Here is an 18,799-nt window from a genome sequence, read left to right as displayed (position 1 = left end):
GAGTGAATCCTCCATGAGCAGCCTCGCCGTACATCTGCACACCTCACCGGAACTGCCGAACAAGGTCCTGAACCACGCCGATGACATCGCCAGTACCCTGGCGGCGGTGGGCATCGACTACCGCCGGGTAGAACTGCCGGCTGCATTACGCCCCGGCTGCGAGCAGGCGGAGTTCGATGCGGCTTACGGTCTCTGGCTGCAGGCGTTCATGGGCAAGGAGGGGCATGTGCAGCAGGAAGTGTTCAACCTGCAGCGCAATCATCCGCACAAGCTGGAGCTGCGTGCTCGCTACCTGGATGAGCAGGTACAGGCCTCGGCCAGCGCCTGGTTGTTCATCGGCGGTTTCGCTCAACTTGCCGTGCATCTCGATGGCTACGTCTACCTGCTGCAAGGCGAGCGTGGCGATCTGCTGACCTTGCCGGCCGCTACCCGCCACTGGTTCGATCTGGGCGAGGAGCCGCATGTGCTGGTGTTGCGCCTGAGTGAGGGGGACGAGACGCCGGAGCGCACCGGTGACGATATCGCCAGCCGATTCCCTCGGCTGGAGGCGTGAGGGAACCGGCGCACGCCGCCGACTATCCTATGAAGGCAACCTTTCAGACGGGAGTGTCGTCATGGGGTCTACCTTCAACGGGCTGATCGGCCTGGTCATCCTGGCCCTGGATATCTGGGCCATCATCAACGTGATCAAGAGCAACGCCGAGACCGGGATCAAGGTCCTATGGATTCTGCTGATCGCGCTGCTGCCCGTGCTCGGTCTGATCATCTGGGCGCTGATGGGGCCGCGCGGTAACGTCCGATTGTGAGCCGCCTGTGGCTGTTCGCTCTGGTGCTACTGCCGCTCTGGGGGACAGCAGCAGAGAGTGCCGATGCCTGGCAGGCCTTGCGTGAAGGGCGCGCGGTGTTGCTCATGCGCCATGCCACTGCGCCGGGTACCGGCGATCCGGCCAATTTTCGTCTCGGGCAATGCGAAACTCAGCGCAACCTCAATGCGCAAGGACGCACCGAGGCCCGGCGCTGGGGCGAGCTGCTCGCGCGTCAGGGCATCGAGCGACCACGTTTGCTCAGCAGCCGCTGGTGCCGTGCGCTGGATACCGCCAGCGGCATGCAGCGCGGCCCGGTGCACCCCTTCGCTGCGCTGGATTCCTTCTTCGGGCGGCCCGAGGATGGTGTCGAGCAGACCGCCGAGCTGATTCGCCTGATCAACGAATTACCCGGTGGCGCGCCCCTGGTGCTGGTTTCACATCAGGTCAACATCACCGCCCTGACCGGCATCTTCCCAGCTTCGGGTGAGGGGCTGATCCTCTCTTTGCCACTGCGCTCGCGCGCCGAACCTCTCGCTCGTATCCCTGCACCTTAGAAGCGGCTACCAAGCCAGTTGCGCCTGCACGGGCTGCAACACGCCCTCCAGCTCCAGCAACTGCTGCTTGCGCGGCAAGCCGCCGGCATAACCGGTGAGGCTGCCATTGCGGCCGATCACCCGATGACAGGGCACGATGATGGAGATCGGGTTGGCACCGTTGGCCGCTCCCACCGCTCTTACGGCCTGCGGCTTGCCGATGACGTGCGCCAGCTCCGAATAGCTGCAGGTGCGACCGTAGGGAATCGCTTGCAGTGCCTGCCACACCGCCTGTTGAAAGGTCGTGCCCCTGGGCGCCAGACGCAGGTCGAACTGGAGGCGCTTGCCGGCGAAGTATTCATCGAGCTGGCGGCACACGGCATCCAGCTCACGGCCGGCGGGCTGCCAGCTTGCCTCGATGCGCCAGGGGCGGCTGTCCAGCTCCATCAGCAGCAGTTGCAGGCCGCTTTCGTCGCCTGCGATGAACAGTGGCCCGATGGGGCTGTCGTGGTGGCAGTAATGCATGGTCAGCCTCCCGAGTAGCAATGCCAGAGATGCGCAGCAGCGTAGGCCCGCCATGGTCGCCAGGCTTCCGCGCGGGCTTTCAGGCGCCGCGCATCGATGCCGCCGATTCCCCAGACCGGCGCCTTGAGCAGACCCAGATCGCTGGCCGGAAAGGCATCGGCCTCACCGAAGGCGCGCAGGGCGATGTACTCCGCCGTCCAAGGGCCGATGCCGGGCAGGGCGCACAATCGCTGGATCAGCGCTGCGCTGCCGTCTAGAAGGTCGAGCTTGAGGCTGCCATCGGCAATGCGCGTAGCGAAATGCTGCAGGCACTGCACACGCTTGCCGGGCATGCCGATGCCGGTCAGATCGGCCTCGGCAAGCCCCTGCGGCGAGGGGAACAGACGGCTGATGCCCAGCGCTTGCGGTGTCTCGATCGGCGTGCCGACACGCTGCACCAGTCGCCCGACTATGGTGACTGCCGCCTTGACCGTGACCTGCTGGCCGACGATGGCGCGTACTGCCTGCTCGAACGGATCGAAGGCCACCGGCAGGCGCAGGCCGGGGTTGCGCAGCAGCAGCGGTGCCAGCAGTTCATCGGTGCTCAGGTGGCGGGCAATGGTTTCGGGCTCGCTGTCGAGATCGAACATGCGCCTTACGCGCTGCTCCAGTTGATCGAGATGCGCGGGTGATGCGATACGGCAGCGCAGTTCCAGTGCATTCTGCCCAGGCAGCGGCGTCACCCGCAGCCAGCCGGGCACGCCGTCGATGCTGAAGCCGCGGCTATAGCTATCCGCGCCCAGCGACTCCAGGCCGGGTATCGCGCGCAGTGCGAAGTGGCCGTGGAATTGTTGCCAGTTCCACGGCGGTTGATAGGGCAGGAGCAGGGTAATGATGTTCATGGCTGGCACCCTAGCTCGGCGTTCGGGTGTTGTCAGCGTGAAGATGACTTTCAAACTGGCAAACAGTTATACCAGCAGCCCCGCTTCACGCTGATAGCGCCCAGGCGTGGTGCCTTTCCAGCGTTTGAAGGCATGGATGAAATTGGACAGCTCGCCATAACCCAGGCGTTCGGCAATTTCCTCCAGGCTCAGGCCGCCTGCAGCGAGCAGGTCCTCGGCCAGGGCTTGGCGCACTTCGTCCTGCAGGGCGCGGAAGCTGGTGCCTTCTGCTATCAGGCGGCGACGCAGGGTGCGACTGCTCAGGTGCAGGCGGCCTGCGACCTGTTCCATGTCGGCGATCTGTCCTGGCGATTGCAGCAGCGACTGGCGTACGCGCCCGGCCAGGCCCTGGTGCCATTGATGGCGTGCCAGCACTGCCTGGCATTGTTGCTCGCAAGCGCTGACCAGTTGTGGGTTGGCCCGCGGCAGCGGGTTGTCCAGCAGGTCGGCGGCAAAGCCCATTCGATTGCAGGGTGCGCCGAAACGCGGTGCCTGGCCGAAGGCGGCGATGAAGGGCGAAACGTCGGCAGGGGGTGCCTGGCGCAATTCCACGTCCAGCAGCCGCAGTGTGCTGCCGAGAAGTTCGCGCACGACCACCAGAGCGCCGAGCATGTCGCGTTGCACGATGAAATCATGCAGGGCCGGGGGCAGGGCGTTGTCGTCGAAGTTCAGGCTGGCGACGGCTTCGTCCACGCTCAGGCTGATGCGGGTGAAGGCGTAGGTCAGGCCGTGATAACGCAGGCCCAGCTCGGCCGCCTGACGTGCCGTGGCACTGCTGAGAATCGCATAACCCCAGGCACCGTAGCTGGTCACGTGGTAGCGGCGGCCGGCCTGCAGGCCCAGGTCTTCGACTGCGGGGAGCGCCTCGATCAGGTTGGCGATCAACTGCAGTTCGCGCTGCGCTTCGATCTCCCCGTTCAGGCTGGCCAGCTGCATCGGGCTGAGCCCGGTTTCATGCAGGCACCTGTCCAGGCTCAGGCCAAGGTCGAGCCCCAGTTGGGTGAGCAGCTGGATGCTGATGATGCTGCGTCGGGCGGGCCAGGGTGCTGACATAGGTTGTCCGAAAATCACAATATCCTGGCCGACTATGCCATAACCCAGGCAGGGCGGGGCAAGTAGCATCAGCTCATCGCCATGCACGGGTCACTACAATGCACAACAACCCCCGTACGAACGCGCCCTGGCGCGTACTGATCATCGGCAGCGGCTTTGCCGGTGTTGGTCTGGCCATGCAGTTGCGCAAGGCCGGTGAGGACGACTTCCTGTTACTGGAGAAGGCCGGTGAGGTCGGCGGTACCTGGCGCGACAACAGTTACCCGGGCGCCGCCTGCGACGTACCTTCGCACCTGTATTCCTTTTCCTTCGAACCCAAGCACGACTGGTCGCGCAAGTTCGCGCCGCAGGCGGAAATCCATGCCTACATCCTGCAGTGCGTGGAGAATCACCGGCTGCGCCCGCATATCCGCCTGAACAGCGAAGTGCTGGGCGCCGAGTTCGATGCCGCGCGCGGCGTCTGGCGGGTCGAAGTGGCGGGAGGTGAGGTGATCGAAGCGCAGGCGCTGGTCAGTGCCTGCGGCCAGCTCAATCGGCCGGCCTACCCGAAACTGCCCGGCCTGGAGCGCTTCCGGGGAGAGGCCTTTCATTCGGCGCGCTGGCGACATGATCTCGACCTGAGCGGCAAACGCGTGGCGGTGATCGGCACTGGCGCGTCGGCGATCCAGTTCGTGCCGCAGATCCAGCCGAAGGTCGCCAGCCTGAGCCTGTTCCAGCGCTCGGCCGCTTATGTGCTGGCCAAGCCGGATCGCCGTTATCGCCCCTGGGAAATCGCCCTGAAACAGCGTTGGCCCCTATGGCAGCGTGCCGACCGCCTGCTGCAATACCTGCATCACGAGGGGCGGGCGGTCGCTTTCATCCGCTTTCCCTGGCTGATGCGCCTGTTTCGCCACAGTTTCATCCGCCATCTGCGGCGACAGATGCCAGATGTCGGCAAGCGTGCTCAGTTGCAGCCGGACTATCCCATGGGCTGCAAGCGCATCCTGATCAGCAACGACTACTTCCCGGCGCTGGCACAGGCCAATGTCGAGATCGTCGACTCGGCGATTCGCGAGGTGCGCGAGCATTCGCTGGTGACGGCCGATGGTCGTGAGCATCCCTGCGATGTGCTGATCTACGGCACCGGCTTCACCGCCACCGATTTCCTCGCGCCGATGCGTATTCGCGGCCTTGATGGTGTGGACCTGAACCAGGCCTGGAAGGACGGTGCCGAGGCTTACAAGGGCATCAGCGTCAGCGGCTTTCCCAATCTGTTCCTGCTCTACGGGCCGAATACCAACCTCGGTCACAACTCCATTCTCTACATGTTGGAGAGCCAGTACGCCTACGTGTTGGGCTGCCTGCGCGCACTGCGCGAGCAGCGGCTGCGCTATCTCGATCTGCGCCCGAGGGTACAAAGCACCTACAACGTCGAGCTGCAACGGGCGACTCATCGAACGATATGGGCACAGGGTTGCGACAGCTGGTACCAGACCGCCACCGGCAAGCACACCAACAACTGGCCGGGTTTCACCTTCACCTATCGCCTCATGACCCGCACTCCGGAGCTTGCCGACTATGACTGCGTCCGCTGATTTCAGGGCCCCAGCCGCCGAGCAGATGCTGCTGCGCGGCCTGTTGCGCGGCTTTCTGCGCCTGTTCTTCCGCGGCCTGGTGCGGCCGCCGATGCCTGTGTCGGGGCAGCGCCGCGTACTGCGTATGCTCACCGCCATCACCCTGACGCCGCGCGGCGTCAGCCGCAGTGCCGCGACCCTGGCCGGGCGCCCTTGCGAGTGGCATCGGCCACCTGGCAGCCGCGGCAGTGTGCTGCTCTACCTGCACGGCGGCGCTTTCATGATCGGTGGGCCGGATACGCACCGGGGCATTTGTGCCAGCCTGGCCAAGCGCGGCGCCCTGGACGTCTGCGCGCTGGATTACCGCCTGGCCCCGGAGCATCCCTATCCGGCGGCGCGCGATGACGTGGTGGCGGCTTACCAGGCGTTGCTGCAGTCCGGCTATAGGCCCGAACAGATCGCCATTGGCGGCGACTCGGCGGGCGGCAACCTCAGCCTGGTCGGTTGCCTGCGCATCATCGAGCTCGGCCTGCCGGCGCCTGTCGCACTGGTGTGCTTCTCGCCGGTCACCGACTTCACTGGCGACCAGATGCACCAGCCGCCGGCCGGCGATCCGCTGCTCCACCCGCGCTGGATCGAACAGGCTGCGCAGCTGTATTGCCCCGCCGATCTGCCGCGCAACGATCCGGGTGTGTCGCCGCTGTTCGCCGACCTCAGCCCTCTGCCGCCGACGTTGATCCAGGTAGGCGAAGACGAGTTGCTGCTGAACGATAGCCTGCGCCTGGCAAAGTGCGCCGAGGCGGCCAGATTGGATGTGCGTCTGGAGCGCTATCCGGGGCTGTGGCACGTCTTTCAGGCGCATGTCGGCATGTTAGGCGCTGCGGACTACGCCATCGCACGCGTGGTGGCCTTTCTTCGTGAGCGGGGTGTGTGATGAACAACATGCTTATCAGCGGCGCTGCATCGGGGATTGGCGCAGCCACAGCGCGGCTGTTTCACGCACGGGGTTGGCGCGTCGGCTTGCTCGATGTCGATGAAGGGGCGCTGGCTGCATTGGCCGCTGAGCTGGGTGGCGCATGGCACGCTCCGCTGGATGTGGTCGATGCCGCAGCAGTACAGGCAGCTGTGACCGAATTCTGCACGCAAGGTGGCGGCCAGTTGCGCCTGCTGTTCAATGGTGCCGGCATCTTGCGTACCGGCGCCTTCGTCGACATCGAACTGGAGCAGCACACGCGCCTGGTACAGATCAATGTGCTCGGCGTGCTCAACCTCTGCCATGCGGCCTTTGCCTACCTCAAGGCTACGCCTGGGGCGCAAGTGATCAACATGGGCTCGGCTTCGGCACTCTACGGCGTACCGCAGCTGGCCAGCTACTCGGCCAGCAAGTTCGCCGTACGCGGGCTGACCGAGGCGCTGGAGCTGGAGTGGCGTGAGCATGGCATTCGCGTCGGTGACCTGATGCCGCCGTTCGTCGATACGCCGATGGTGCGCAGCCAGGCGCAGCGTCCCGCGGTGATGCAGCGTCTGGGCGTACGCCTGGAGGCCGAGCAGATCGCCAAAGCGGCCTGGAAGCAGGCTCACGCCAGTGCCGTGCATCGCCCGGTGGGGTTGCAGTTCGGTGTGCTCTTCAATCTTGGGCAGATCACACCCGGCTGGATCAACAGGCTGTTGATGGCCTGGCTCAGTCGTTAGCCGTTGGCCTGAGCTGGCCAGTTGCCGCTGGTCGCCGGCTTTGTCACAAAGGCTTTCTGCATGACGCGAACCCCTCATTCAGCGACTACTCTTGTGTAGACGGTTTCAGTCTGGCGTTCTGCCGGGCAGTCGTCGATACGCTTGCAGTAGACACATCGAGCACCTGCTCGATTCTCGGGGCGGCGCCGTCCGGGTGTTTCTAAGATCCATTGTTAGAGACGTTCGGCAGGGCCGCGACACCGTCCTTGGGACGGTTGCATTGGGAAAGCGGTTAATCCATCCATAGCCTGAGAGGGGGTCGTTTATGAGCACAGCCTTCCACGAAGACTCCAGCACTTCTGTGCTGCGTCGGATGAAAGAAGGGGGATTCGACTTCGCCCAGTTTCACCCGATCGAGTTCTACGCCATTTTTCCCGACGAAGAACGGGCCAGAATGGCGGCCAGAAACTTTCGCGGCGAGTCGCTCAACGCCCAGATATCCGCCCGCGAGGACGGCGTCTGGCACCTGCAGATCAGCAAAGTGATGTACGCCACCCATGCCGGTATCGGCGAGTTCGAACATGACCTGGAATCCATCGTCGTCCCGCTGGGCGGCAAGATGGATGGTTGGGGGGTTACGCAGGAGGTGAAAGCGTCAGCCATGCGTTAGAGGCGAATGCAGCGGCGCTCGCCAGTACAGACCATCGGCCGGTTGTCCGGCCGGTGGCTTCCACTCCCAGCCCACCTCGACTTGCCAATCCTTCTCGCGCAGACTGCGCGGCGGAGGTGCTCATGGCCGATGTTCTGATCCTGACTCATATCGATTATTGCCCGCCAGCCTACCTGGCGCAGGTGCTGCAGGCCCGTGGTTGTAGCTTCGACGTGCTGCGCGTCGACTTGGGCAAACTGCTTGGCTACGACCTGGAACGGCCCAAGGCGGTTGCCCTGACTGTCAGTAGCTTTCGAGCGAAGGTATGTTTCAGATTGTGCGCGTGGATCGAGGCGAATCGAGTTAGAGCAGAAAGAAACGATCCGGCATTTCGAGAGCTGAGAGGTCGGCGAGAGCATAGAAATCCGATACCAAGGCATTGGTATCGGATCTGTCTCATGGCCGCCGTGCCGCTTCGGCTTACAGCACCGCGTGAATCGCGCGGGTGACGCTGTCCAGGTTGCCTTTGTTCAGCGCGGCGACGCAGATGCGGCCGGTGCCGACGGCGTAGATGCCGAACTCTTCCTTGAGGCGCTCCACTTGCTCCACGGTGAGGCCGGAGTAGGAGAACATGCCGCGCTGCTCGGCAACGAAGCTGAAGTCACGCTTGGCGCCCAGTGCGGTTAATTGCTCGACCATGGCCAGGCGCATGCTGCGGATGCGATCGCGCATTTCGCCCAGTTCGGCTTCCCACATGGCGCGCAGCTCGGGGCTGTTGAGCACGCTGGCGACCACGGTGGCGCCGTGGGTCGGCGGGTTGGAGTAGTTGGTGCGGATCACGCGCTTGAGCTGCGACAGCACGCGCGCCGACTCTTCGCGGCTCCTGGTGACCAGGGACAGCGCGCCCACGCGTTCGCCATACAGCGAGAACGACTTGGAGAAGGAGCTGGAGACGAAGAACTCCAGGCCCGATTCGGCGAACAGGCGCACGGCCTCGGCGTCCTGGTCGATGCCGTCACCGAAGCCCTGGTAGGCGATGTCGAGGAAGGGCACGTGCTCGCGCTCGCGCAGCACTTCCAGTACGGCTTTCCAGTCTTCCAGCTGCAGGTCGACGCCGGTCGGGTTGTGGCAGCAGGCGTGCAGCACGACGATGGAACGGGCCGGCAGGTTGCGCAGGTCTTCGAGCATGCCGCCGCGGTTCACGCCGTTGCTGAACGGATCGTAGTAGCGGTAGTTCTGCACCGGGAAGCCGGCGGATTCGAACAGGGCGCGGTGGTTTTCCCAGCTCGGGTCGCTGATGGCCACGGTGGCGTCCGGCAGCAGGCGCTTGAGGAAGTCGGCGCCGATTTTCAATGCACCGGTACCGCCCAGGGCCTGGGTGGTGATCACGCGGCCGGCTTCGATCAGCGCTGCGCCCTTGCCGAACAGCAGTTCCTGTACGGCCTTGTCATAGGCGGCGATGCCTTCGATCGGCAGGTAACCACGCGGTGCGTGCGCCTCGATACGTACCTTTTCGGCTTCTGCGACGGCGCGCAGCAGCGGAATTCGCCCCTCCTCGTTGTAATAGACGCCCACGCCAAGGTTGACCTTGGTGCTGCGGGTGTCCGCGTTGAATGCTTCGTTGAGGCCCAGGATGGGATCGCGCGGAGCCATTTCGACGGCAGAGAAGAGACTCATGATGGGTGCGGCAACTCGAGTGAGGGGTGGGAGGCCAGGCGTCCCCGACAAAAGCGCTAGGGGGCGCGTAAACGGGGCGTTAGTATAACGACCCTGAATCCAGGGGGCGACAGCGCAAAGCCCTGAATTAAGGCCTTTTGCCAGGTAATTCGACTCTACTTGGACCTATCGGCCAATCGCCCCGCAATTCATGGCTTTTGACGCAGTCCGAAAAGAAGCGTCACAGTCATTCGTCGAGGTACTGCATGTCCGAGTTTCAGTTGGTGACCCGCTTCAAACCTGCCGGCGATCAGCCCGAGGCAATCCGGCAGATGGTCGAGGGGCTGGAGGCCGGGCTTTCGCACCAGACCTTGCTGGGCGTGACCGGCTCGGGCAAGACCTTTTCCGTGGCCAACGTGATTGCCAAGGTGCAGCGCCCGACTTTGGTGCTGGCGCCGAACAAGACCCTGGCCGCGCAGCTGTATGGCGAGTTCAAGGCGTTCTTTCCGAACAACGCGGTGGAGTATTTCGTTTCCTATTACGACTACTACCAGCCGGAAGCCTACGTGCCGTCGTCGGACACCTTCATCGAGAAGGACGCCTCGATCAACGACCATATCGAGCAGATGCGCCTGTCGGCGACCAAGGCGCTGATCGAGCGCAAGGACGTCATCGTGGTCTGCACCGTGTCGTCGATCTACGGCCTGGGTAGCCCCGAGGAGTACCTGAAAATGGTGCTGCACCTCGACCGTGGCGACAAGATGGATCAGCGCGCGCTGCTGCGCCGGCTTGCCGAGCTGCAGTACACGCGCAACGACATGGATTTCGCTCGTGCCACTTTCCGCGTGCGCGGCGATGTGATCGACATCTTCCCGGCCGAATCCGACCTCGAAGCCATTCGTGTCGAGCTGTTCGATGATGAGGTGGAAAGCATCAGCGCTTTCGATCCGCTGACCGGCGAGGTGATCCAGAAGCTGCCGCGTTTCACCTTCTATCCCAAGAGTCACTATGTCACTCCACGCGAAACCCTGCTCGAGGCGGTGGAGCACATCAAGGCCGAGCTACAGCAGCGTCTGGAATACTTGCGTGGTGCCAACAAGCTGGTGGAGGCGCAGCGCCTGGAGCAGCGCACGCGCTTCGATCTGGAGATGATCCTCGAGCTGGGCTACTGCAACGGCATCGAGAACTACTCACGTTACCTGTCCGGCCGTCCGGCGGGCGCACCGCCACCGACGCTGTACGACTACCTGCCGGACGAGGCGCTGCTGGTGATCGACGAGTCCCACGTCTCGGTGCCGCAGGTCGGCGCGATGTACAAGGGCGACCGCTCGCGCAAGGAGACGCTGGTCGAATATGGCTTTCGCCTGCCGTCGGCACTGGATAACCGGCCGATGCGTTTCGAGGAGTGGGAATCGGCCTGCCCGCAGACCATCTTCGTATCCGCCACGCCGGGACCTTACGAGGCCGAGCATGCCGGGCGGGTGATCGAGCAGGTGGTGCGGCCTACAGGCCTGGTCGACCCTGAAGTGGAGGTGCGCCCGGCGCGCACCCAGGTCGACGATCTGTTGTCGGAGATTCGTTTGTGTGTCGCGGCGGGCGAGCGTGTGCTGGTCACTACGCTGACCAAGCGCATGGCCGAGGACCTGACCGATTATCTCGGCGATCACGACGTCAAGGTGCGCTACCTGCACTCGGATATCGATACCGTGGAACGGGTGGAGATCATCCGCGATCTGCGCCTGGGCACCTTCGATGTACTGGTGGGCATCAACCTGTTGCGCGAGGGCCTGGATATGCCCGAGGTGTCGCTGGTGGCGATACTCGATGCGGACAAGGAGGGCTTTCTGCGCAGCGAGCGTTCGCTGATCCAGACCATCGGCCGCGCGGCGCGTAACCTTAACGGCCGCGCGATTCTTTACGCCGACAACATGACCGGCTCGATGCAGCGCGCCATTGGCGAGACCGAGCGTCGACGCGAGAAGCAGATTGCCTTCAACGAGGCCAACGGCATCGTACCCAAGGGCGTACAGAAGGACATCAAGGACATCCTCGAAGGCGCCGTGGTGCCGGGCGCGCGCAGCAACAAGCGCAAGGGTATGGCCAAGGCGGCGGAGGAGAGCGCCCGTTACGAGAACGAACTGCGCTCGCCGAGCGAAATCACCAAACGCATTCGTCAGTTGGAAGAGAAGATGTATGCCCTTGCGCGCGACCTGGAGTTCGAGGCCGCGGCGCAGTTGCGTGACGAGATTCAGAAGCTCAGGGATCGGTTGTTGCAGGTGTGAGGCTTCAGTGCGTGATGTCGTGGGAGGCGCTTTCGACTCTGGCCTCCTGCCTCCATGCAGCCGTAGCGGCGGCGGTCGCGGCTGAAGCCCCTCCCACAGATCTGGCGGTGCCTGCGGCGTCTGTGTAGGAGCCCAGACTCGGGGCGAAGCTTTTGCTTTTGCGGTGTTTTGTCGGGCGATTCGCGGCGGGGCGCCGCTCCTACAGCGGGGGCGGTGCCTGCGGAGTTTGCGTAGGAGCCCCGCCTCGGGGCGAAGCTTTTGCTTTTGCGGTGTTTTGTCGGGCGATTCGCGGCGGGGCGCCGCTCCTACAGCCGGGGGGCGGTGCCTGCGGTATTTGTGTAGGAGCCCCGCCTCGGGGCGAAGCTTTTGCTATTGACGTTAATGCCCTGCGCCGCCGCCTGCCATGTTCTGTGGCAGCTTCCGCGTCAGCAGGATCGCCAGCATGCTCACACCCAGGGCGATGCCGATGAAATGGAAGGCATCGTTGTAGGCCATGATGGTTGCCTGCTCATGGACGATCTGGCTGAGCCTGGCCAAGGCCGCCTGCTCGCTGCCCAATGTCTGCGTCAGCAGGTGCAGGCGTTCCTCCACCTGTGGGTTGGTTGGCACGATGGACTCGCGCAGATAGTCGAAATAGACCTTGGCGCGGGCATCGAGCAGCGTGGCCAGCAAGGCGATGCCGATGGCGCCGCCGAGGTTGCGCAGGATGTTGAACAGACTGGACGCGGAGCCGGCATCCTGCGGCATGATGTAAGCGGTGGCGATCAACGAAACGGTGACCATGATCAGGGGTTGGCCAAGCGCGCGAATGATCTGGATGTGATGGAACTGTTCCCCCGCGAAGTCAGGGTTGAGCACACCGGAAAAGAAGCTCGCCGCACCGAACAGGGCGAAGCCCAGTGCGCACAACCATTTCGGCGAGATGACCTTCATCAGCTTGGGCACCAGCGGGATCAAAAACAGCTGCGGCACGCCCATCCACATGATCACTTCGCCGATCTGCATGGCGTTGTAACCCTGGATCTGCGCGAGATACAGCGGCAGCACGTAGATCGAGCCATACAGCCCCACACCGAGCCCCAGGCTGGAAATGCTGGCCAGGCCGAAGTTGCGCTCGCGCAGGACGCCAAGGTTGATCAGTGGGTTGGGGCGTGACAGCTGCAGGATGACAAACAGGATCAGGCTGACCAGTGCCACGCTGCCCAGGCCGACGATCAGCTGAGATTCCAGCCAGTCCTTGCGGTGGCCTTCTTCGAGAAATACCTGCAGGCAGCCCAGGCCCATGCCCAGGGTGACGATGCCGGCGTAGTCGGTGGTCTTCAGCAGCTCCCAGTGCGGCGCCTTCTTCTCCAGGCCGTAGAGCAGGCCGGCGATCATGATCAGGCCGGGCGGCACGTTGATGTAGAAGATGTATTCCCAGCCCCAGTTCTCGGTCAGCCAGCCGCCGAGTGTGGGGCCGATGGAGGGGGCGAAGGTGGCGGTGATGGCGAACAAAGCCATGCCCTTGGCGCGATGATGCTCGGGCAGCTTGATCAGCGTCATGGTGAACGCCAGGGGGATCAGCGCGCCACCGGTGAAGCCCTGCAGGGCGCGGAAGACGATCATGCTCTCCAGGCTCCAGGCCATCGAGCACAGCAGCGAGGCAATCAGAAAGCCTACCGACACCCACACTGCCAAGCGTCGCGCCGAGAGCAACTGCACCAGCCAGGCGGTCAGCGGGATCATGATGATCTCGGCCACCAGGTAGGAGGTGGAGATCCACGAACCTTCCTCCAGCGTAGCGGACAGCGCGCCCTGGATGTCCTTGAGCGACGAGTTGGTGATCTGGATATCCAGTACCGCCATGAAGGCACCGAGCATGGTGCTCATCACCGCGATCCAGTCGCGCCGGCTGGGCTCCGCCGTGGGGCGGATCAGCGCATCACCCGCCATGGCTGTCGTCGCTACGCAGATCCACGGTCACCTCCACCGACATGCCGGGGCGGATCAGCCCGCGCAGCGGGTTGTCTGCGGCGAAGGTCAGTTTGACCGGGATGCGCTGCACCACCTTGGTGAAGTTGCCGGTAGCGTTGTCCGGCGGCAGCAGGCTGAACTGCGCGCCGGAGGCGGCGAACAGGCTGTCGATGCGGCCTTCGATGGGCGTGTCGGGATAAGTGTCGAACAGCAGTTCGGCCGTCTGCCCGGGGCGCATGCGGCCGATCTGGGTTTCCTTGAAGTTGGCCTGGATCCAGATGTCCTGGTCCGGCACCAGCGACAGCAGGTAGGCGCCACTTTGCACCACCTGGCCTTCACGGGCCGAGCGCTGGCCGACCATGCCGCTGATAGGCGCGTGGATCTGCGTGCGGGAAAGATTGAGATCGGCCTGCTCCAGGTCGGCTTGGGCGGAGAGAATGAGCGCGTCCAGGCGTTTGAGCTCGGCTTCCAGGCTGGCGACCTGTTGACGCTGCGCCTGCAGGTCGGCCCGGGCCTTGGCCACTTGCGAGCGGGCCACGCGGTTGTCGGCGGCCAGGGTGGTAACGCGTTCTTCGGAGACATAACCCGGCTTGCGCAGGGTCTGGGCACGGCCAAGATCGAGCTTGGCGCGTTCCAGCGTGGCCTGACTGGCGGCGACGTCGGCCTGGCTGGCGGCAATCAGGCTGGCCTGCTGGTCGAGCTTGCTCTGCGCCTGGGCGCGCTCGGCCTGGTGGGTTTCCAGAGCGGCAAGGGCGCGCTGGCGCGCCAGACGGAAATCCGCGTCTTCCAGCTCGACCAGCAACTGACCGGCTTCCACGTGCTGATTATCGCGCACCAGCACCTTTTCGATGCGCGCATTCAACTGGCTGGAGACGCGGGTGATCTCGCCCTGTACGTAGGCGTTGTCGGTGCTCTCGTGATAGCGGCCAACCAGCAGCCATTGAGCGAGCAGGGCGCCGACGATAAGGGCCAGAAGGATTGCGAAAACGAGAAGGCGGCGTTGCAGTTTGGCGGGCATGCTTGAGGCTCAGGACGCGACAAAGAAATGTAAGTAAATTTAACAGTGTTCCCTTTGTGCCAGTAGACTGCGGGCCTGGCATGCTTTGTTGCGTATGAGGAACAATCATGGGGCTGGATGACGCACTGATCTTTACCCGCGTGGTGGAATGCCACAGCTTCACCCAGGCGGCGACCAGCCTGGGGATGCAGAAGTCCACGGTCAGCCGGCGTATCGCCTTGCTCGAGGAGCGTCTCGGTGTCCGTCTGCTCAATCGCACCACGCGCAAGTTGCGTCTGACCGAGGTGGGGCAGGCCTATTACGAGCGTTGCCGGCAGATCATGCTCGACTTCGCCGAGGCCGAGCAGGCGGTGATGCAGCTGCAGCGCGAGCCGTCGGGGTTGCTGCGCATAACCTCGCCGATCGAGTTCGGCCAGCTGTTTCTCGGGCGTGTGCTGGGCGAGTTCATGCGCCAATACCCCCAGATCAATGCCGAAGTGGAGCTGACCTCGCGCTTGGTCGATCCGTTGGAGGAGGGCGTGGATATCGCCATTCAGGTCGGCCAGCCGCAGGACTCGACACTGATCGCACGCAAGCTGTTCGAGAGCGGCCGGCGCCTGTGCGCGAGCCCGGCCTACCTGGCCGCGCACGGTACGCCGCGCAGCGTCGCCGAGCTGGAGGGGCATCGGGCGATTCTGTTGCAGCACGATGCGCCGCGTTATTGGCCGCTGCTGGATGAAAACCTGCCGTGTCAGCGGGTGATGACCTGCAACAACATCACTTTCGCCCGCGAGGCGACCCTGGCGGGCGCCGGGATTTCGGGGTTGCCGGTGATGATCAGCGAGGAGGCGGTGCGCAGCGGGCGCCTGATCGAGCTGCTGCCCGAAGCGCGTCTGCCGGTAGGCGAGGTCTATGCCATCTATCCGTCGCGGCGCTTCCAGGCGATGAAGGTCAAGACCTTCCTCGACTTCCTCATCGCCAGCTTGCCGATCACCCGTGGTGGGCTGCTGGAGCCCGGGGCCGTCGGCCTGCTAACATCGTCTGCTTGATTCAACACCTCGTGTCTTCCTTCCGAGAGCATTCATGACCACCGTCCGTACCCGTATCGCGCCATCGCCGACCGGCGATCCCCATGTCGGCACCGCCTACATCGCACTGTTCAACCTGTGCTTCGCTCGCCAGCACGGCGGTCAGTTCATCCTGCGTATCGAAGACACCGACCAGCTGCGTTCGACCCGCGAGTCCGAACAGCAGATCTTCGACGCCCTGCGCTGGCTGGGTATCGAGTGGGACGAGGGCCCGGACGTAGGCGGCCCGCATGGCCCGTACCGGCAGAGCGAGCGGGGCGAGATCTACAAGAAGTATTCGGACGAACTGGTCGCCAAGGGTCATGCCTTCCCGTGCTTCTGTTCCGCCGAGCGCCTCGATGAAGTGCGCGCGCAGCAGATGGCCAACAAGGAAACCCCGCGCTACGACGGTCACTGCATGCACCTGGACCCGGCCGAGGCGCAGCGCCGCATCGCCGCGGGTGAATCGCACGTGGTACGCATGAAGGTGCCGAGCGAAGGCGTCTGCGTGGTGCCGGACATGCTGCGTGGCGATGTCGAGATCCCCTGGGATCGCATGGACATGCAGGTGCTGATGAAGGCCGACGGCCTGCCCACCTACTTCCTGGCCAACGTGGTCGACGACCACCTGATGGGCATCACCCATGTGTTGCGTGGCGAGGAATGGCTGCCGTCTGCGCCCAAGCTGATCAAGCTTTACGAGTACTTCGGCTGGGAGCAGCCGACGCTGTGCTACATGCCGCTGCTGCGTAACCCGGACAAGAGCAAGCTGTCCAAGCGCAAGAACCCCACCAGCATCACCTTCTACGAGCGCATGGGCTACCTGCCGCAGGCCATGCTCAACTACCTGGGGCGCATGGGCTGGTCGATGCCGGACGAGCGCGAGAAGTTCTCGCTGAACGAGATGATCGAACACTTCGACATCAACCGCGTATCGCTTGGCGGGCCGATCTTCGATCTGGAAAAACTCTCCTGGCTGAACGGCCAATGGCTGCGCGAGCTGCCGGTGGAAACCTTTGCCGCCGAAGTGCAGAAATGGGCGCTCAACCCCGAGTACCTGATGAAGATCGCGCCGCACGTGCAGGGCAGGGTGGAAACCTTCAGCCAGATCGCTCCGCTGGCTGGCTTCTTCTTCTCCGGCGCGCTGAACCTGGACGCCAAGGTGTTCGAGCACAAGAAGCTCTCGCCTGACCAGGTACGCCAGCTGATGCAGTTGATCCTGTGGAAGCTCGAAGCGCTGCGTCAGTGGGAAAAGGAACGCATCACCGGCTGCATCCAGGCCGTGGTCGAGCATCTGGAACTGAAGCTGCGCGACGCCATGCCGCTGATGTTCGCTGCCATCACCGGGCAGGCCAGCTCGGTTTCCGTGCTCGACGCCATGGAAATCCTCGGCCCGGACCTGACCCGTTTTCGCCTGCGCCAGGCGCTGGAGCTGCTCGGCGGCACCTCGAAGAAGGAAGCCAAGGAGTGGGAGAAGCTGCTTGCGAGCATCGGCTAAGTTGAGGCGCGCAGCCGTGGGAGGGGCTTTAGCCGCGATGATTGGATTTTGTCGCCGCTGAAGCGCCTCCCACGGTTACGGCTGACTCTCCACGAGTAGAGGCTCTAAGTAATTGTTCTAGTGGCAAAAACTTTTGGCTGGCAGGAAAAATGTTGTTGACAGCCACTCAGGGCGCTCTTAACATGCGCCCCGTCCTCGAGATGGGGCTATAGCTCAGCTGGGAGAGCGCTTGCATGGCATGCAAGAGGTCAACGGTTCGATCCCGTTTAGCTCCACCAATCTCGACTCCTTCGGGAGTGCCAGAATCGGTATGACCGATTCGCGATCAGGGGTTTTGCGTCCCCTTCGTCTAGTGGCCTAGGACACCGCCCTTTCACGGCGGTAACAGGGGTTCGAGTCCCCTAGGGGACGCCACTTATTCCAGCCGCAGCGCGCAGGCGTTGCAGCCAGACCGAAAGGTTTCGGGGCTATAGCTCAGCTGGGAGAGCGCTTGCATGGCATGCAAGAGGTCAACGGTTCGATCCCGTTTAGCTCCACCAAACACTGACAAGGCCAGCGCGAAGCTGGCCTTGTTCTTCGAAGGTTCTGTCCCCTTCGTCTAGTGGCCTAGGACACCGCCCTTTCACGGCGGTAACAGGGGTTCGAGTCCCCTAGGGGACGCCACTTTCCAGTCGCAACGCGCAAGCGCTGCGAGCCGACCGCAAGGTTTCGGGGCTATAGCTCAGCTGGGAGAGCGCTTGCATGGCATGCAAGAGGTCAACGGTTCGATCCCGTTTAGCTCCACCAATCACACTCAAGGCCAGCCTAGTGCTGGCCTTGTCGTTCGAAGGTTTCGTCCCCTTCGTCTAGTGGCCTAGGACACCGCCCTTTCACGGCGGTAACAGGGGTTCGAGTCCCCTAGGGGACGCCAATTTTCTTGCCGCATTTGCGGAACCCAGGGGCTGCCTCTTCAGAGGCGGCCCCTTTTTGTTTCTGCGTTGTCTGTCTCGGCTCTGTGCGCCGTCGCATTACCAGCGGACCAACGGTCGCTGCAGTAACTTGCAAATTAATATGATGGTCGTAATATTGTGAGCATCATATGAAGAGGGTTAGCCATGAGCGACGGCAAGAGTGAAACCCGTAAACGCATTCTCGCTGCTGCGCAGCGCGTGCTTGCAGAGCGTGGCCCCAGCGATCCCGCGGTTGCGGAGGTGATGGCCGCTGCAGGGCTGACGGTGGGTGGTTTCTACGCCCATTTCCCCAGCAAGGATGCCCTGATGCTCGAGGCCTTTCGCCAGTTGCTCAGCGTGCGGCGCGAGGGGGTGGCCGCGGTCGATCCGAAACTCGCCGGTGTGGAGCGCAGGGCCCTGATGGCAGCCTTCTATCTGTCGCGTCGGCACCGCGACACGCCTGAAGCCTGTTGCCCGCTACCCAGTTCGCTGGCGGAAATCGCACGTATGCCGGACGGCTTTCGTCAGGCCCTGGCCGAGCACATTGAATTGATGGTGGCGCAGATGAGCAGTGCGCCAGAGGAGGCGAATGCAGCGCTGGCCGACCTGGCGCTGATGGTGGGTGGTCTGGCTCTGGCCCGGGCGCTGGGCCCCGGCGAGCTGTCCGATCGTGTGTTGCGTGCTGCCAAGTCGGCAGTGGTGTGAAT

General features: G+C 63.6%; 17 protein-coding genes, 6 tRNA genes and 1 pseudogene. 18 read left to right on the top strand and 6 right to left on the bottom strand.

What is annotated here, in order from left to right; genetic code table 11:
• The first annotated feature begins 13 nt into the window (after positions 1 to 13).
• From GYB81_RS19740 to GYB81_RS19730, 3 genes are all read left to right on the top strand, one after another.
• A complete protein-coding gene (locus GYB81_RS19740; protein WP_161865338.1) occupies positions 14 to 553 on the top strand; it encodes an acireductone dioxygenase in 540 nt (179 codons plus the stop codon).
• A 61-nt stretch (positions 554 to 614) separates the two neighbouring features.
• Positions 615 to 806, top strand: a complete 192-nt coding sequence (locus tag GYB81_RS19735; protein ID WP_161865337.1) for a PLDc N-terminal domain-containing protein — start codon at positions 615 to 617, stop codon at positions 804 to 806.
• Positions 803 to 1,360: a histidine phosphatase family protein gene (locus GYB81_RS19730; RefSeq protein ID WP_178101800.1), complete on the top strand. Its 558-nt coding sequence runs from the start codon at positions 803 to 805 to the stop codon at positions 1,358 to 1,360. Before GYB81_RS19735 ends, GYB81_RS19730 begins: the two co-directional genes overlap by 4 nt.
• 6 nt (positions 1,361 to 1,366) lie before the next feature.
• Here the strand turns inward: GYB81_RS19730 and GYB81_RS19725 are convergent, their stop codons facing one another.
• The 3 genes from GYB81_RS19725 to GYB81_RS19715 all read right to left on the bottom strand — a co-directional run bounded on the left by GYB81_RS19725 (position 1,367) and on the right by GYB81_RS19715 (position 3,837).
• A complete protein-coding gene (locus tag GYB81_RS19725; RefSeq protein WP_161865336.1) occupies positions 1,367 to 1,864 on the bottom strand; it encodes a methylated-DNA--[protein]-cysteine S-methyltransferase in 498 nt (165 codons plus the stop codon).
• A gap of 2 nt (positions 1,865 to 1,866) precedes the next feature.
• Positions 1,867 to 2,745, bottom strand: coding sequence for a DNA-3-methyladenine glycosylase family protein (locus tag GYB81_RS19720; RefSeq protein ID WP_161865335.1), 879 nt, complete (start codon positions 2,743 to 2,745; stop codon positions 1,867 to 1,869).
• Positions 2,746 to 2,811: 66 nt separating this feature from the next.
• Positions 2,812 to 3,837: an AraC family transcriptional regulator gene (locus GYB81_RS19715; protein ID WP_233787640.1), complete on the bottom strand. Its 1,026-nt coding sequence runs from the start codon at positions 3,835 to 3,837 to the stop codon at positions 2,812 to 2,814.
• Positions 3,838 to 3,935: 98 nt separating this feature from the next.
• Between GYB81_RS19715 and GYB81_RS19710 the strand changes: the two genes are divergently transcribed.
• From GYB81_RS19710 to GYB81_RS19690, 5 genes and pseudogenes are all read left to right on the top strand, one after another.
• Positions 3,936 to 5,411 carry a flavin-containing monooxygenase gene (locus GYB81_RS19710; protein ID WP_161865333.1) on the top strand — a complete coding sequence of 492 codons (1,476 nt, stop codon included), beginning with the start codon at positions 3,936 to 3,938 and terminating at the stop codon, positions 5,409 to 5,411.
• Entirely contained in the window at positions 5,395 to 6,324 is a 930-nt protein-coding gene (locus GYB81_RS19705; RefSeq protein ID WP_161865332.1) for an alpha/beta hydrolase, read from the top strand. Before GYB81_RS19710 ends, GYB81_RS19705 begins: the two co-directional genes overlap by 17 nt.
• Entirely contained in the window at positions 6,324 to 7,082 is a 759-nt protein-coding gene (locus tag GYB81_RS19700; RefSeq protein WP_161865331.1) for an SDR family oxidoreductase, read from the top strand. Before GYB81_RS19705 ends, GYB81_RS19700 begins: the two co-directional genes overlap by 1 nt.
• 304 nt (positions 7,083 to 7,386) lie before the next feature.
• Positions 7,387 to 7,731: a ribonuclease E inhibitor RraB gene (locus tag GYB81_RS19695; RefSeq protein WP_024307795.1), complete on the top strand. Its 345-nt coding sequence runs from the start codon at positions 7,387 to 7,389 to the stop codon at positions 7,729 to 7,731.
• Positions 7,732 to 7,853: 122 nt separating this feature from the next.
• A pseudogene (locus GYB81_RS19690) lies at positions 7,854 to 8,009 on the top strand (type 1 glutamine amidotransferase); the annotation flags it as partial.
• Between the two features lie 181 nt (positions 8,010 to 8,190).
• On the opposite strand, the gene GYB81_RS19685 reads toward GYB81_RS19690, so the two are convergent.
• Entirely contained in the window at positions 8,191 to 9,387 is a 1,197-nt protein-coding gene (locus tag GYB81_RS19685; RefSeq protein ID WP_161865330.1) for an amino acid aminotransferase, read from the bottom strand.
• Positions 9,388 to 9,632: 245 nt separating this feature from the next.
• Between GYB81_RS19685 and uvrB the strand changes: the two genes are divergently transcribed.
• Positions 9,633 to 11,648, top strand: coding sequence for an excinuclease ABC subunit UvrB (uvrB, locus tag GYB81_RS19680; RefSeq protein WP_161865329.1), 2,016 nt, complete (start codon positions 9,633 to 9,635; stop codon positions 11,646 to 11,648).
• Positions 11,649 to 12,026: 378 nt separating this feature from the next.
• Here the strand turns inward: uvrB and GYB81_RS19675 are convergent, their stop codons facing one another.
• Both GYB81_RS19675 and GYB81_RS19670 read right to left on the bottom strand, forming a co-directional pair.
• Positions 12,027 to 13,580, bottom strand: a complete 1,554-nt coding sequence (locus tag GYB81_RS19675) for an MDR family MFS transporter (RefSeq protein ID WP_498052054.1) — start codon at positions 13,578 to 13,580, stop codon at positions 12,027 to 12,029.
• A complete protein-coding gene (locus tag GYB81_RS19670; RefSeq protein ID WP_161865328.1) occupies positions 13,570 to 14,619 on the bottom strand; it encodes an HlyD family secretion protein in 1,050 nt (349 codons plus the stop codon). Before GYB81_RS19670 ends, GYB81_RS19675 begins: the two co-directional genes overlap by 11 nt.
• 107 nt (positions 14,620 to 14,726) lie before the next feature.
• Here GYB81_RS19670 and GYB81_RS19665 point away from each other — a divergent pair, with 107 nt between their 5' ends.
• The 9 genes from GYB81_RS19665 to GYB81_RS19625 all read left to right on the top strand — a co-directional run bounded on the left by GYB81_RS19665 (position 14,727) and on the right by GYB81_RS19625 (position 18,797).
• Positions 14,727 to 15,647, top strand: coding sequence for a LysR family transcriptional regulator (locus tag GYB81_RS19665; protein WP_161865327.1), 921 nt, complete (start codon positions 14,727 to 14,729; stop codon positions 15,645 to 15,647).
• A gap of 34 nt (positions 15,648 to 15,681) precedes the next feature.
• On the top strand, positions 15,682 to 17,163 hold the full coding sequence (gltX, locus tag GYB81_RS19660) for a glutamate--tRNA ligase (protein WP_161865326.1): 1,482 nt from the start codon (positions 15,682 to 15,684) through the stop codon (positions 17,161 to 17,163).
• A 202-nt stretch (positions 17,164 to 17,365) separates the two neighbouring features.
• A tRNA-Ala gene (locus GYB81_RS19655) sits at positions 17,366 to 17,441 on the top strand.
• Between the two features lie 60 nt (positions 17,442 to 17,501).
• Positions 17,502 to 17,577: transfer RNA gene (locus tag GYB81_RS19650), tRNA-Glu, on the top strand.
• A gap of 49 nt (positions 17,578 to 17,626) precedes the next feature.
• Positions 17,627 to 17,702 (top strand) — tRNA-Ala (locus GYB81_RS19645).
• Positions 17,703 to 17,750: 48 nt separating this feature from the next.
• A tRNA-Glu gene (locus GYB81_RS19640) sits at positions 17,751 to 17,826 on the top strand.
• 47 nt (positions 17,827 to 17,873) lie between these two features.
• Positions 17,874 to 17,949 (top strand) — tRNA-Ala (locus GYB81_RS19635).
• A gap of 48 nt (positions 17,950 to 17,997) precedes the next feature.
• Positions 17,998 to 18,073 (top strand) — tRNA-Glu (locus GYB81_RS19630).
• A 184-nt stretch (positions 18,074 to 18,257) separates the two neighbouring features.
• On the top strand, positions 18,258 to 18,797 hold the full coding sequence (locus tag GYB81_RS19625; RefSeq protein ID WP_161865325.1) for a TetR/AcrR family transcriptional regulator: 540 nt from the start codon (positions 18,258 to 18,260) through the stop codon (positions 18,795 to 18,797).
• The last annotated feature ends 2 nt before the right edge of the window (positions 18,798 to 18,799 follow it).

Origin of the sequence: Pseudomonas yangonensis, assembly GCF_009932725.1 — a bacterium.
Classification (GTDB): domain Bacteria; phylum Pseudomonadota; class Gammaproteobacteria; order Pseudomonadales; family Pseudomonadaceae; genus Aquipseudomonas; species Aquipseudomonas yangonensis.
Note: the sequence above shows the minus strand (reverse complement) of the source record. Positions and strands in the feature narration are given on the sequence as shown.